Source organism: Planococcus sp. NCCP-2050, assembly GCF_023708025.1.
Lineage (GTDB): Bacteria > Bacillota > Bacilli > Bacillales_A > Planococcaceae > Planococcus.
This window is the reverse complement of sequence record NZ_BRCX01000001.1, coordinates 286,748-301,169: the sequence shown is the minus strand read 5'-3', so window position 1 is coordinate 301,169 and position 14,422 is coordinate 286,748. Positions and strand designations below refer to the sequence as shown.

Here is a 14,422-nt window from a genome sequence, read left to right as displayed (position 1 = left end):
TTTATTTGCCTCCGTGTGATGGGCTATTGATGCTCATCGATACCGTCATGACGAGATGGCGATGCTCTTCTGAACGGGCATTTGTAAATGCTTCTTCATAAAAGGCAAAGACCTCATGAATATCGCCATGAATGCCGCTTGCGTAATGCATCGAATCATTAAAGACTCCTTGTTCTTTTGCACGGTCCACTTCGCGGTAAATAACCGCCATATAATCCGGGTTGTTCATTGGATACAGCGCAAATTGAGAAGAGACATATTGCTTGGTGGTATCTGTGTTCAACAATTCATCCGATTTTTCCAAGTACACATCTCCCGCCGAGTCGCCGGGGCAGCCGATGGAAAAAGTGCCCGAAAGCGCGACATGTTCACCGGTTTTTGCCGCATGCAAAGCTAGTGCTTTTGCGACGTTGAAGACATGATTCTGTTTTCCGCGAATCACCGTAGAGACGTCATCTGTATGCATCCAGACATTCGAAGTGTCTGTTTCATTAAGTGCCCCTTTAATCACTTTGACAAAATCGCCAGTCATCGGGTGAAGCGAAAAGCGAAATCCGACAATCGGGCTAGTGCCGCATTGCAATGGTTCCATATTGAATTCCTCCTAAAAATATGCACAAAAAAAGCCGCATCCGTGAAGATGCAGCCATAATCTACAAATAATTTCAAAAGGAATCATTTCAGAAATGCGCCGCACTTCCTCACGCAGGTCCTAACCTGATCGAGTTATAAGGGATCGAAGCTTGCGCTTGCATCTCAGCCATAATGGGCACCCCTAGTGCAGTAAACGGTATGCGGTTTTTGTGGGCCGGGTTTGCCCGGTTGAGTTCAGTGTAGCGGATATGGATAAGGAAGTAAAGAGGTTAAAAAGGATAAAGGAGGATATAGATACTCTGAATTCAAGTATTTCTTTCCAAAAGAATGTGCTATTATATGTAAGTTATTCCATATTGAAGGGAAGAAGATCATTGGACAAATCTGCAATTCAATCGAACAGAGAAACCATCTATTTTATCATCAGCTTGATTTTCAGTATCATCGTTTATGTATTTGCCATCATTTCTGTCGTCGGCATTGCCATTGCACTTATCATTTTTGCTTTTATGCTTTTTGCTAACGCCATGATGTTAGGATCTATTCGCGGAAACGGCGTGCGGATCCACGAACGCCAATTTCCGGATGTCTATGAACGAGTGCAAATTCTTTCAAAAGAAATGGAACTCAAAAAAGTTCCAGAAGTTTTTGTCATTCAGTCGGAAGGTGCATTGAACGCCTTTGCGACCCGTTTTTTCGGGCGCGATATGGTCGTCTTATATTCGGAAGTTTTTGAACTGGCACGTGAGCAGGGGCAAGAAGAACTCGACTTCATCATTGCCCACGAACTGGCACATGTGAAACGACGCCATGTCTGGAAGAATCTTTTGATTGTGCCTGCTGGGTTTATACCATTCCTGAGCCAGGCGTATAGCCGTTCATGCGAATACACGTGCGACCGCCATGCAGCTTTTGCCATTCAGAACGCTTCAGCAGCGAAACGGGCGTTGACGCTTCTCGGCATCGGCAAGAAAATGTATAGCGAAGTCAATGAAGAAGCCTACCGGGAACAGATTACGACAGAATCGAACGGTGTGGTCTGGTTGAGTGAAGTGCTTTCCTCCCATCCAATCCTGCCGAAACGCATTCAAGCCATCCAGCAGTTTGAAGGAAGCGATGCGCGCGTCTATATGCCGAATACGGGCAGAATCGCCATTGGCGCAGCGATGATCTTTGCAGGAATAACGGCTGTATATTTTATTAGTATAGCTCTTTTTGCCGGTGGAACATTGGTCTACTCCCAATTTCTAAATGGGTTTGACGATGCACTTTATGCTGAAGAGGATTATACGATCGCTGGGCAAACGGAGCTCATTACAGCTGCAGACGAAGGAGATCTTACTAGCGCCAAAGCCGCTCTAGTGGACGGCGACGATGTTAATGCCGTCGATTCGACTGGAACTCCTGCATTACTGTATGCAGTCTTTAACGGGGACGAGGAGATGGTATCCTTCCTTATTGATTCTGGGGCAGACGTAAACGTCCAGGATGAATACGATACAGCAATAGGAGCGGCCGTCTACTACGATGAATTCGAAACGGCTTTGCTATTGATGGATTCTGGAGCTGATCCAACCGTCAAAGGGAAAGACGGCTTGTCGGCTATGGATTATACGGAAACTTCAACGGAAGCGGAGTTTGTTGACTATTTAAAAGCGAGCAACTGATGCTGCCAATTTTTGAAACACATATTAAAAGGATGGAACCTGCCAAGGGATTGGCGGGTTCTTTTTAAAAATGCTTGAAACCTTGCTTGTCTTTAATATAGTGGTATACTATTTAAATGAAAAATGCTAATAAAGTTTTAAAGTGATTTAAATATAGATTATATTTTTTTGAAAGAAGGTCGGGGGTATTTCACTTTCTACACAGCAGCGTGAACAGAAGTTTGCAAATTTAGTCCGTGCTTACCGGAAAAAACATGTTGGCAAAGGCCCTGAAAAAATTAAAGTTAAGTTTCAAGATAATTGGGCCATCGCTCATATGAGTGGCAGCCTAAGTCCAGTGGAACATTTTATGATACAGAACGAAAATGGCAGGGATATGATTCGGCAGGCTCGAACGCAAATGATCAAGGAGCTGTACAATCAAATTCGCCCAACCGAAATGGAAGAATTAGTAGGGGCAAGATTCGAGAAGTTGTTTACGGACATCCATGTAGATGACGATGAAGTGATTTCGATATTCGTCTTTGACCAGCCGATCGACCAGCAGTTAAAAGTGAATCATATATAAGTCTTGGCGGATTGGGATAAGGTACACATGTGCTATTAACTAACCACCATTCAGCAGGTTAACCATACCTGTTGAATGGTGGTTTTTATTTTTTAAAAAGTTCGCAATAGACTGTCAGGAGTTTTGTATTAACAGGAGAGAAAGAGTTAAAAAAATGGAGGAATTAATTGTGTCTTGGACTATTTTACTCGTTATTGGAATAACGGCATATGCCGCTAGCGGAGCATTGGTTGCGATAGAAGCGGAATATTCTTTTGTTGGTGTGTTTGTATTGGGCTTAACAACTGCTTTTGGAGGCGGGACAATCCGGAATTTATTGATCGGGGCTCCGGTTTCTGCTCTATGGGATTCTCAGACGATCGCAATTGTATTTGCGACCCTCGCCTTAATCGTCCTTTTGCCTTTAAAGTGGACGCAGCATTGGAAAAGATGGGGACTCTTTTTTGACTCGATTGGACTCGCCACTTTTGCATTGCAAGGAGCACTGACGGTACAACTCATAAATGGGCATCTCGGACTCATGCTGTTGGCCGCTATGTTTACAGGGCTTGGAGGCGGCATGATCCGCGATCTTCTTGCCGGAAAGAAACCGCTCGCGCTAAAAGAAGAAATACATGCTGTATTGACGATGTTTTGCGGGATTTATGTCTGGTTAGGCTGGACATCGCCACTGCGGCTCACCTTAGCTGTTTTCATCGTGGTGACTATTCGGATGCTAGCCGTCAACTATCGATTAAGTTTCACATTTCCGCGCATCAGAAGAAATGAGCAAATTGAGAACTAGCGAAAACAGGCCTGCGATTTTTAAGCTGGCACGATATGTTAAACTTTAGATAAAGAAGCCGCAAAGAATGTGCTCGGAAAAGGTGGGATTATATGGAAAAGTCACTCGTCTGCATCACCGCTTTTTCAAACAAGTTCTGGAAAATCAAAGTGCAGGGAAATATGTTTATCGTCTCTTACGGAAAAATCGGAATGCAAGGCTCCATTAATACGAAAGAGTTTTCTTCGGAAGAACATTGCCTAAGAGAAGCGAACAAACTGATTCAGTCAAAGCTGAAAAAAGGCTACAGGGAACAAGAAGAGAATATTGTCCAAGCCAGGCAGATGACTGAAGCGGAGTTTTGGCAGTTAATCGATGCCGCTCATCAAAAAGGCGATTTCATGGAAGAACAGATCGAGTGGCTCATTGAACAGCTAGCGAGAAAATCCATCAATGAAATTGTCCATTTTGATAGTCAATTTAACCGTGTTTATCAAAAATCATATACATCGGATTTGTGGGCTGCGGCTTATATTGTCATGGGCGGATGTTCAGACGATTCCTTCGATTATTTTCGTGCGTGGCTCGTATTCGCTGGGAAAGAAGTTTATGAACAAGCAATAGCGGATCCAGAAAGCATCATGCCTTATTTAGATGAAGAAGAGGTGCCCCAATTCGAAGATTTACTGTCGTGTGCGACGATCGCCTTTGAAGAAAAGACCGGGCTTGAGCAAGAGGATTTCCTCAATATTTATAATTCCTTAGCGGGAGATGAAGGTCCGACTCCAGAAATCGAGTTTGACTGGGATGAAGATGACGAAGCAACCCTGAGCCGCAAGTTTCCGAAGCTATGGGCGAAGTACGGAGAAGATCCTTTAGGTTAATAAATAAGAATACTGCATTTCAGTCCAAAAATTACAATCAATCAAAGCCAAGCCTATGATGAAAACGTAATAAATTCATCCTAGGCATTTTTTATTCAGTAAAATTAGTACCTATTACTAATAGTTGATGATAGAATTAGGCGTAAGCAACTTGAAGGGATGAGATTATTGATTATTTCTAAAGCCAGAATTACAGCCATCGGTTCCTATGTGCCTGAAAAAATATTGACTAACCATGACTTGGAAGAAATGATTGATACGAATGATGAATGGATCATCCAGCGGACGGGCATTAAAGAACGCCGAATCGCAGATGACCGTGAATTCACAAGTGATATCTGCATAAAAGCTGCTGAAAATTTAAGGGAGCGTTTTGATAAAACGCTGGATGACGTAGACATGATCATCGTTTGTACGATGACGCCGGACTTTAAGACGCCGAGCGTATCTGCCTTAGTGCAGGCGAATCTTGGCATCCCGAATACGGGTGCCATTGATTTGAATGCAGCATGCTCGGGGTTCACCTATGGACTGCAGGTCGCGAACGGTTTAATAACAGCCGGCATGAACAAAAAGATTTTGGTCATTGGCGCAGAAACCTTCTCTAAAATTCTGGATTATAGCGACCGTTCCACTTGTATTTTGTTTGGAGACGGCGGGGGAGCAGTTCTTGTTGAATACGACGAAAGTTTGCCAAGCTTCATCGCTTCACATGCCGGTACGGATGGCCAATTAGCCCATAACCTCTACTGCACAGACCTTTCAACCCAAATGTTCGGCAACGAATTAGCGGTCAATGGATTTGTCACGCAAAATGGACGCGAAGTCTATAAATGGGCAGTCAACACCGTACCGAAAGGAATGAAGGCCTTGATGGATAAAGCCGATTTTGAAAAAGAGAAGGTGGATTGGTTTGTCCCGCACAGTGCCAACCTCCGGATCATTGAGTCCATCTGCAGCAGAAATGACTTGCCGCTTGAACGCACCATTTACAGTTTGGAGTATTTTGGAAACACGTCCGCGGCATCCATTCCGCTGTCACTGGACAAAGGGGTGCAGGAAGGAAAGATCAAGGCGGGTGATAACTTGCTGTTATACGGTTTCGGCGGGGGATTGACACATGCGGGGATGTTAATCAATTGGTCGATCTAAGGGAAATAAAAAGGAGTTGTCCCCATTTACTTTTGGGACAACTCCTTTTGTGTTAAATCTATCAAACAGCATTTTCAGAGATTAAGGATTCCGGAAGCATTTATGAAGAACACCTTTATAGCGGAAGCCAATAATCATCAATTCGCCTTCTTTATGAAGTTGTTTGCTTAAACACCTGGCCGTTAACGGATAAAGCTTCAGGTTTCTCACAACTGCTCTCCATTTGGTAATAAACGCCTTCACGCGAAGAAATCAGGAAACCATGCATCGCTTCAAGCACGTGATGCGCAAGCTGTCCGCTAGCACGGTGTTTTTCTCCATTTAAGATGGCGTGCGCCATGTCCGCTACACCAAGTCCGCGTTCATTTTCCTGCAAATCTGAAACCAGCGGAATGTCTGTAAAAGTTTCATCCCCTTTTCTCCGTATCCGTACCGGTCCGCCAAATGTATTTGGATCCGGTACGAGCAAGGTTCCTTCGCTGCCGTAGATTTCAATGGGCGGCAGGGAAGAGCATCCAAAAGCATCAAAGCTCGATGTGAGCGTAGCAATCGCACCGGATGCAAAATTGATTGTTCCGGCAATATGCGTTTCTGTAGAAACGGTGATTTTCTGCCCGGCATTCGGTTCACTTGACACGGTTCGTTCGGGATAACTGATGCGGGCGGATCCGGCAATTCGCTCCATCGGCCCAAGCAATGCAATCAAAGCGGTCAGGTAATAAGGGCCCATATCAAATAAGGGACCGCCGCCTTTTTCATAATAGAAGGCGGGATTCGGATGCCAATGTTCATGGCCTCGTCCGATGACAAATGCCGACGCGCCAATTGGTACGCCAATTTCTCCTTTTTCAATCAGCTGAAGAGCGGTTTGAATACCAGCTCCTAAAAAAGTATCAGGAGCGCTTCCGACAACCAATCCTTTTTCATCGGCTTTTTCTAATACGCGTTTTGCATCCTCGAGCTGGATCGCCAATGGCTTTTCGACATACACATGTTTGCCGGCTTCCAAAATTTGAAGCGATACTTCTGCGTGGACTTTTGGCAATGTTAAATTGATGACCAGGTCAATTTCGGGATCATCCAGCAATTCCTGCACGCTGCACGCTTTAGGAATGCCATATTGGGCAGCTTGGGATTGAGCTCGCTCTAAATCCAAGTCTGCACAAGCAGTTAATGCTAAATGGTTGTATTGCGGGATATTTTCCATGTAAATGGAGCTTATGTACCCGCAGCCAATAATGCCGATCGTAAATGGTTTCATCCCTTTTCCTCCTGAGGTCATTGGCTATCGCCCATACCGGTATAAACTTGAGCGTTTTCAAAAACAGCTCGGTTTTGATTGTTTGGATTGCCGTAAAGTTCTTTTCCTTCTGCAGCCCATAAAAATCCTCTTTTCATAATTAACGAAACTTCGGGCATCGCGACAATATTTGCTGCATGTCCAAGCGAACTGTAGAATACGCGCCCGAGTCCCCAGCGCTTTGTCCAAACGACCGGCATATCTACGGCTTTGTTTAATGCATGCGGCCCATCGGCTACTGGAAAGCGGGTTGTGGCGAGCACTTCAACAGCCGGGTCGACATGAAGGTAGTATTGTTCGCTAATGACTTTGAAATCGTCGAGACCTTCTAGGATGGGGCTGGAGGATTGCTTTATATTGACCATATACTCAATGCCGTCGTTTCCGGGATGGGCAACCCAATTGCCGCCGGTCATAAATTGCCAATCTACGTTTTTCCGGAAAGAGTCGCACATGCCGCCGTGGCTTCCTGCAAGCCCAACTCCGTTAATGACCGCTTCTGAAACATTGCGCACATATTGGGGATCGATTTCTCCCATTGTCCAATGCGGCACTATCAAGTTAAGCGCTTTCAATTTTTCGGCATCTGCATAGGCATCAAGGGAATCGGAAATCTCGACTTCAAAACCTTCCGAAACGAGCAGCTCTTTATAGATATTCGCCACTTGCTCCGGTTCATGGCCATCCCAGCCGCCTTGCACGATCAATGCTTTTTTCTTCATGGATGCTTCACTCCTAACCGATTGTATTCCTATTTTAAAGACTTGCTACGTCAATCCATCTTCTTTCTTTTATCGATTGTTCAACAGCTTCGAGCACTTGCTGGCATTTGACCCCGTCATTGAAATTCGGGGAAGGCTGCCGATCTTCTAGAATGGCATCCAGGAATTCAACGAAAGCATGTGTAAAGGTGTGCTCATATCCGATTGGGTGCCCAGTCGGCCACCACACACCTGAATAGGCATGGGCTGAATCTGTTGCGAGCACACGGCGGAATCCTTGGACATCTTCTTGGTCGTCAGTGAAATAGACCTGCAGCTCATTCATGCGTTCAAAGTCGAAAATAACGCTGCCTTTAGAGCCATTGATTTCAAATGAATTGGTGCTGCGATGCCCGGAAGCAAATCGAGTCGCTTCAAAACTGCCAAGAGCACCGTTCTCAAAACGAGACATAAATAGCGTTGCATCATCAACCGTTACCGGTCCTGTTTCTGTCGTAGCTCCGCTTGTCGCAGATAAACCGCCTGATTCACCAGGAAGTGGCCGTTCTTTGATGAAGGTTTCGCTCATTCCGATAACTTCTTTCATGCTGCCGATTAGATAATGCGCCATATCAATTAGATGTGCACCTAAATCGCCATGCGCGCCTGAACCGGCTATTTCCTGCTGAAGACGCCAGGCAAGGGGGAAGTCCGGGTCGACCAGCCAGTCTTGCAAAAACCATCCCCGGAAATGATAGATATCGCCTAAACGGCCTTCGTCGATCAATTTTTTAGCCAGAATCACTGCAGGGGCAAAGCGGTAGTTGAAGCCGACCATATGCTTCACTCCAGCACTTTCCGCCGCTTCCAGCATGTCGCGTGAATCTGACAAAGAAAGGGCAAGCGGTTTCTCGCAATATAGATGTTTGCCGGCGTTAGCTGCTGCAACCGCTATTTCTTTATGCACATTGCTCGGTGCATTGATATCGATGATGTCAATATCATCCCGGGAAACAAGCGTTGTCCAGTCTGAACTATATTCCGCCCAACCGAATTGGGCCGCCGCTGCTGCCACTGCATCCTTATTTCGTCCGCTAATTACCTGCATCGAAATGGGGAGGCGGTCAGGAAAGAACATCGGCAATGCACGATAGGCATTGCTATGAGCTTTCCCCATAAATTTATAGCCGACCATTCCGATATTCAACTTATCCATATAATCATCTCCAATCTTTGTTCAATTAATAAACAAACACAATTTCATTTTCCTGAATAGTTAATATTCTGTCAAATTTAAACCCTATTTAAAGTGAAATTATCAAGTAAGTTTTGGAAAAGGAAATAAAAAAAACGCCCATGGGCGTTTTTTTCATCGACTCCGGATTTTTGATAATAACCGAAGAATTTCTAGATAGAGCCAGATCAGCGTCACGAGCAAGCCAAAAGCGCCGTACCATTCGAAGTATTTCGGCACGCGTTTTGCAGCTGCGTTTTCGATGTAGTCAAAATCCAGCACAAGGTTCAAAGCTGCGATGATGACAATCACTACACTGATGGCAATGCCGATCGGACTTGCTTCATGCAGATATGGAATTTGAAAGCCGAAAAAGCTGCCGATGAAGGAAATCAGATAAACGACAAAGACTGCGCCGGTGGCCGCAAAGACCCCGAGCCTGAAATTCTGTGTAACTTTGATCAAACCCGATTTATAGACAAGCAATAAACTCAGTAAAACACCGATGGTCAATAAAACGGCTTGGAACACGATGCCGCCAAATTGCACTTCGTACTGAGCGGAAATAGCTCCGATAAACAAGCCTTCCAGCAGGGCATAGATCGGTGCTGTAATCGGAGAAATTTTGGGAACGAAAATCGTGATCAAGGCAACGATAAATCCGCCAATTGCGCCAATAAGGATTAACGGGGTTACACTGCCTGGGTCATTGAGAAATTGATTCCACGAATAGATGCATGTAGCCAATACTAAAAGCAGGAGGATGAATGTTTTATTGACCGTCCCTTGGATGGTCATCAAACGGCCATTTCCACTTTCACTCGATCTGATAAATTTGTCGTCTTTTAAACTTGGATTGCCGCTTCTCATGTTCATCACCCCATCTATTATTTCGATCAGACTTTATTATATCTTTTTATAGCTGAAGTCTGTTAATGAAAACTCGTTTTATCATTACCCGTTGGGACCGCTCTTTTAAGAGAGAAAAAGCCCCATCACAGTACCGGAGCAGGTGATAGGGGCAAGTTATGCGGTCAGCATCGCACATATTTTCGTTTGAATCCGGTTTGTCCACGGTCCAACGCTTTTTGGATGGTTTCTGAAGCGAGCAAAGTGCTGCTTTTTTTCTCGCCTTTTCGAATTTCAACAGGGCCGACTGCTGCAGCCGTTACCACTGCTTTTTCATGAAGCGGTTCAAAAGAAATAGCGCTAGTTGAGATAAAATTGTTCATGGAGACTTTTGTCCGGTCAGGTGCTTCGTGGATCTGTTCTTCCACTTGGTCCAGCATCGCCGAAAGTTTGTTTTTGTCGAACTCACTGTCAGGCCATCTGCCGAGCATCCAGCAATAGCAGCTCCATCCAGCGGACATCTTCAATTCCTCGCCGCTCGCAATCCATTTATCCGCGAGTTCCTGTGCAAATGGTGCTTCCGCCAACGAAATAGCGACGACATAATCGGAAAGCATATAGAAATAGGCACCTTCAATCCAGCGTTCAAATTCTTCTGGTGTTTTCATATTTGAGATAATGCCGGCAAAATACATGGCATCATAGTTGCCGGTAGCATAAAGTTCATCGGCTAAAGCTTGGTCTTTCTTGATTTTCTTTGCCAGCGGCTTCATCGCGCCAGTTGCGACGCCGAATAGCGGTTCGCGTGCACCATTTCTCAAATAGGTGTTCTTCGTGCGTTCCGTGCCAAGTGCTTCAAGCTCTTGCAATACTGCATCTCGCTCCATCTCTGTCGCATCCTTTCTTTTATGGAAATGAAAATCGGTTTCACTAAGAAGTGATCAGTTTGATAAGGCAACAATTCTCAAATAGTGGAACGTATATTCGTTAGCTTATCATAGAATTCAATCGTTTAATATATATGGTGGCAGTATGAAGGTAGCAATCGAAAGCAACTGAAGTCGGGCCTGCTTATCTCGAATTCGAGGCATATAAATTGTATGAAGCCTTATTGAGGAGTAAAATTAAAATCAGCAACCACGATATTTTAGGTTAGAATCCAAGAAGTGGTTTGCAACGGAAACATTAGGGAAACAAGGACAGTAAGCCAGAGATTCACACATAGAGATTAAAATAAGATAAAGTAGGTGCATAAATATGGAAACGAACAAGATGATTCTAAAGACGAGTGATTGGGTTAAAGGGAAATCCCGCCACGGAGAATTGATTATCGGCTATATCGATTCCATGAATGTCCTGAAAGAAGCTGTGAATGTTACAGTCGTAGAGAGCGATAACGAAGCAATTATTGGCATGACAATTGCCATGCCGATCCAAATAGTCGAAAGCATTCCAGCAGCAGAAACAAAAGAAGTGGCGGAATTGGAATTCTTGATCGACCTCGCACTAGCTACTGATGATAAAGAATGGTTCCAAGATCTTTCCAGCCAGTTGAATGAGAAAAAACAAGCGGTCAATTAATCCGTTAATTTCAATAGAATGTAGGAAAGGGGCAGTGCAGTAAGTCTTTACTCGACTTACTGCACTGCCCCTTTATTTGTTGAAAGTGTTGAGGTATACGGTTTTATGCAAAAAGAAAAGCGGCCAATGTGGCCGCGGGTTCTGATGTTCCATGCTTAATTTTCAAATTCATAAACCGGGTCTGCATGTTCTTCCAATCTATGTTTAGGAAGCTGTTTTTCCTGTGCCATCGCAAGCATTGTCACAGCTGTGTTGCTCCAGTTCTCGACTTGCTTTTGTTGATAGCGGTCGTTATCCACATAGTGAGCGACATCGGTCGTTATGGCGCGTACAGATGAGTTCAGATCAGCTACAGAATTCTTCGTGCCTTTTGCTGCGTCAATGAACAACGTTATTTTTTCAGACTTCACTTGTACGTCCTCTTTGATTTCATTGGCATGGTGCTGCAAGCTCGTCGTTTCAAGTTTTAAATTGTCCATGCGCTCTTTTAAGTTATTCGCTGAACCTTTGATTTCTTTCATCGGTTCTTTAATTCCTTTGATCATCAAGAACACCCCGACACCTGCAATGATAATGCCAAGTACGACGATTCCTAGTGCTACATAAAGCCAAATTGTAGAATCCATTCTTTTTCCTCCTCAAATCGATAAATGTCTTTGATGTGCTATACCCGATACCAGCACATCACTAACCTCAGCTCTTCAGCTTCTGGATCGGTATAGGCGGAATTAAAAAGTGAATTTTAGAGTTGTGTGATTTATGTAGTGGAAAAATCGTCCCGAAAAGAATCTTCTAAGTAAAATTTGATTTCTTTTGCCAATTTCCGTGCCTGTAAATTATAACGGGCATCCGGGTGGACGTAATGGACGTGTGTTGTTATCGATAAATTATTTTTTACAGTGCGGATCAGTATCAGCTGTTCTTTGCTTGATGTGGAGATATTGCCATTCCAACCGGTGATTCCCACTTGATAGAAGGGGAAGCCGTTTTCAGTCATTCCATGGTCAATATTTTCGGTCCATTCCATGTGTTCCCAGTTATACATCCGAAAACTCCTTTCATCTTGTTGGATATAAATTTTTTAGAGAGAATCTTAATTGAAAAATTCCTCCAACTCTTGTTGATTAGCTTCTAAATCCAATACGAGCACTTCTCCGATATTTTTGCGTTCTTCTGAAAACGTATCGGGAGCCGGGATGCGCAGTGTTTCCATTTCGTTCGTCCCGTTTTGGAACAGTGATTTTCCGAGGCTGAGCAACAACTTTTTATCAATATCCGTATCAATATAGGTATCGGCAGCTTCAATGATTTTACGCAAATTGAGTAAAGTCTTGAATTCCATGCCTTGGTCTTTCACAGCAGACATCACTTCCTGCTGCCGTTCAACGCGTCCATAATCACTATTTTTGTCATGCCTGAAGCGGACGTACCCTAGTAATTGATCGCCATTTAAAATCTGCTCTCCAGGTTCTAGCGTCATGCCAATGCCGTGGGACATCTCATATGGAATATCAATTTCAATTCCACTTGGGATAATGAGGTCCAATAATTTCGGGAAACCATTAAAATCAACCGCTGCATAAAAGTCGGTTTTGATGCCGAAGTTTTCTTCAACTGTTTCACTGACCAATTCAGGCCCGCCAAATGAATGGGCAGCGTTGATTTTTTGCATCCCATATTCAGGGATGTGAACATAAGCATCACGCATAATCGAAGCCAGTCGGACTTTTTTGGATTCAGGCTGATAATTTAAAATCATTAATGCATCTGATAACCCGTATTCCTCTTCTCTTCGATCACTCCCGATCAAGAGGATGTTGATGCTCTTCATATCGATGTCCGCAATTTCTTCGCCCATATTTTCAGATCCGTTATTTATGTATGGCGCTGTAACAGCAGTTTCTGTTTTCTTATGATTAAACTCGCTGTAAGCTGTGACAGATGCTATTGCTAAACTAGCGGTTAAAATGCCAAACAGCGTAAGGGTCACTCTTTTTCTTCGGCTTTTTCGTGCTATTGCTCGTTTCATTACATCACCTCATCGTTTCTTAGAAAACGCGCAGTCTCCAAAGAGTTTAAAGTGATGTTGACAAATTGTCAACGAATAACTTGTTTGACATTACATCAACGATTGCCTAAAGTAGGGATAATAAGGCTACTAGCGCAATAAAGAAGACGAGGAGGTTTCATATGGCGGAAATAAAAAATGGAATCGGTGGATTCTTGCAGCAAAAATGGATGGAGCGAGATTATACATTGCGGCATTTTGCTGATTTGACTGGTGTTGACAAAGCGACAATTTCCCGGATTCTAAATGGCAAAAGAAAGCCGACACTCGACCATTTAAAAGTTTTTGCCAAAGTATTAGAGACGCCGCTTACTGATTTACTCGCTGCTGAGGAAATGACTGTTAATTTGCCGAAAGCTGCTAAGCGCAGCATGCAGAAAAAAGTGGAGCAAAAACCGGAGATGGATGAAATGAAACATATGTTGGAACTGGTCAAAATGCAGGATGGCAGCATCACGATTGACCGGATCTCTGCCGAATTGAACAATTGCGCTGTATTTGCTGAAACGGAAGAAGGCCATGAAATGATAAAAGCCTCGTTCAGCTCGAAAGTGAAGCATTTCGGGAATGCTGGACGCCATCTTTTGCTATTAAAAAAATGGCATAAAAGCTATGAACAAGCGAGCGGCAGCAAAAAAGAGCTTGCCATCATGGGGGGCGCCTTGCTGTACTTCATCATGCCGCTCGATCTCCTTCACGATTACCTCTTTGCCATTGGCTATTTGGATGACTGCCTAGCTATACAATTGGCCAACAGCCGCCTGGAATCAAAAATTGGATAAAGATCCATTTAAAAAAAGCCATCAGAAAATGATGGCTTTTTTATACTTTTGAGAGGGTAGGAGAGAGCATCGTCCGAAGAAAAGTGGATCACGGTTTGGCATTGTGCTTTAACAATTACGTAACTAAAGCAATTATGGAATTGTTCACGCCTATTTTATTTATCTTATTAGTTCTCTGCTTTTAATAATAGGTGTCGCTTACTGACTATCTCTATAAAGACTAAGAATACTTATAAACGGTTAAAGACAAAAATTACGGGAATGTTATGTTTAGGTAAA

At 43.8% G+C, this 14,422-nt stretch carries 16 protein-coding genes and 1 riboswitch; of the genes, 7 read left to right on the top strand and 9 right to left on the bottom strand.

Features of this window, described 5'->3' with window-relative positions:
• Nucleotide 1 precedes the first annotated feature (1 nt).
• Nucleotides 2-592 (bottom strand): Ykof family thiamine-binding protein, encoded by a 591-nt coding sequence (locus tag NFU07_RS01550; RefSeq protein WP_251473678.1) that lies wholly within the window; start codon nucleotides 590-592, stop codon nucleotides 2-4.
• Nucleotides 593-681: 89 nt separating this feature from the next.
• Nucleotides 682-787, bottom strand: a riboswitch (TPP riboswitch).
• Between the two features lie 181 nt (nucleotides 788-968).
• On the opposite strand from NFU07_RS01550, the gene NFU07_RS01545 reads away from it, so the two are divergent.
• From NFU07_RS01545 to NFU07_RS01525, 5 genes are all read left to right on the top strand, one after another.
• Entirely contained in the window at nucleotides 969-2,261 is a 1,293-nt protein-coding gene (locus NFU07_RS01545; RefSeq protein ID WP_251473676.1) for a M48 family metallopeptidase, read from the top strand.
• 187 nt (nucleotides 2,262-2,448) lie between these two features.
• Nucleotides 2,449-2,829 carry a Na-translocating system protein MpsC family protein gene (locus NFU07_RS01540; RefSeq protein WP_251477022.1) on the top strand — a complete coding sequence of 127 codons (381 nt, stop codon included), beginning with the start codon at nucleotides 2,449-2,451 and terminating at the stop codon, nucleotides 2,827-2,829.
• Between the two features lie 154 nt (nucleotides 2,830-2,983).
• Nucleotides 2,984-3,613: a trimeric intracellular cation channel family protein gene (locus NFU07_RS01535; RefSeq protein ID WP_251473673.1), complete on the top strand. Its 630-nt coding sequence runs from the start codon at nucleotides 2,984-2,986 to the stop codon at nucleotides 3,611-3,613.
• Between the two features lie 92 nt (nucleotides 3,614-3,705).
• Entirely contained in the window at nucleotides 3,706-4,476 is a 771-nt protein-coding gene (locus tag NFU07_RS01530) for a DUF4240 domain-containing protein (RefSeq protein WP_251473670.1), read from the top strand.
• Between the two features lie 168 nt (nucleotides 4,477-4,644).
• Entirely contained in the window at nucleotides 4,645-5,628 is a 984-nt protein-coding gene (locus NFU07_RS01525; protein WP_285835917.1) for a ketoacyl-ACP synthase III, read from the top strand.
• Nucleotides 5,629-5,779: 151 nt separating this feature from the next.
• Here NFU07_RS01525 and NFU07_RS01520 read toward each other — a convergent pair whose 3' ends face one another.
• From NFU07_RS01520 to NFU07_RS01500, 5 genes are all read right to left on the bottom strand, one after another.
• Complete coding sequence (locus NFU07_RS01520) at nucleotides 5,780-6,889, bottom strand: Gfo/Idh/MocA family protein (protein WP_251473667.1); 1,110 nt, start codon at nucleotides 6,887-6,889, stop codon at nucleotides 5,780-5,782.
• Between the two features lie 17 nt (nucleotides 6,890-6,906).
• Nucleotides 6,907-7,650, bottom strand: coding sequence for a ThuA domain-containing protein (locus NFU07_RS01515; RefSeq protein WP_251473664.1), 744 nt, complete (start codon nucleotides 7,648-7,650; stop codon nucleotides 6,907-6,909).
• Between the two features lie 34 nt (nucleotides 7,651-7,684).
• Complete coding sequence (locus NFU07_RS01510; RefSeq protein WP_251473660.1) at nucleotides 7,685-8,845, bottom strand: Gfo/Idh/MocA family protein; 1,161 nt, start codon at nucleotides 8,843-8,845, stop codon at nucleotides 7,685-7,687.
• 153 nt (nucleotides 8,846-8,998) lie between these two features.
• The gene (locus NFU07_RS01505; protein ID WP_397443688.1) at nucleotides 8,999-9,733 is read right to left on the bottom strand and encodes a Bax inhibitor-1/YccA family protein; all 735 of its coding nucleotides are present in this window, start codon (nucleotides 9,731-9,733) and stop codon (nucleotides 8,999-9,001) included.
• A gap of 164 nt (nucleotides 9,734-9,897) precedes the next feature.
• Nucleotides 9,898-10,599: a DNA alkylation repair protein gene (locus NFU07_RS01500; RefSeq protein WP_251473639.1), complete on the bottom strand. Its 702-nt coding sequence runs from the start codon at nucleotides 10,597-10,599 to the stop codon at nucleotides 9,898-9,900.
• Between the two features lie 370 nt (nucleotides 10,600-10,969).
• On the opposite strand from NFU07_RS01500, the gene NFU07_RS01495 reads away from it, so the two are divergent.
• Complete coding sequence (locus NFU07_RS01495) at nucleotides 10,970-11,293, top strand: IDEAL domain-containing protein (protein ID WP_251473637.1); 324 nt, start codon at nucleotides 10,970-10,972, stop codon at nucleotides 11,291-11,293.
• Between the two features lie 155 nt (nucleotides 11,294-11,448).
• Here NFU07_RS01495 and NFU07_RS01490 read toward each other — a convergent pair whose 3' ends face one another.
• From NFU07_RS01490 to NFU07_RS01480, 3 genes are all read right to left on the bottom strand, one after another.
• Nucleotides 11,449-11,919, bottom strand: a complete 471-nt coding sequence (locus tag NFU07_RS01490) for a DUF948 domain-containing protein (RefSeq protein WP_251473635.1) — start codon at nucleotides 11,917-11,919, stop codon at nucleotides 11,449-11,451.
• 131 nt (nucleotides 11,920-12,050) lie between these two features.
• On the bottom strand, nucleotides 12,051-12,338 hold the full coding sequence (locus NFU07_RS01485; protein ID WP_251473632.1) for a hypothetical protein: 288 nt from the start codon (nucleotides 12,336-12,338) through the stop codon (nucleotides 12,051-12,053).
• 48 nt (nucleotides 12,339-12,386) lie between these two features.
• Nucleotides 12,387-13,322 carry an LCP family protein gene (locus NFU07_RS01480; RefSeq protein WP_251473629.1) on the bottom strand — a complete coding sequence of 312 codons (936 nt, stop codon included), beginning with the start codon at nucleotides 13,320-13,322 and terminating at the stop codon, nucleotides 12,387-12,389.
• Between the two features lie 161 nt (nucleotides 13,323-13,483).
• Here NFU07_RS01480 and NFU07_RS01475 point away from each other — a divergent pair, with 161 nt between their 5' ends.
• On the top strand, nucleotides 13,484-14,143 hold the full coding sequence (locus NFU07_RS01475; RefSeq protein WP_251473626.1) for a helix-turn-helix domain-containing protein: 660 nt from the start codon (nucleotides 13,484-13,486) through the stop codon (nucleotides 14,141-14,143).
• Nucleotides 14,144-14,422 lie beyond the last annotated feature (279 nt).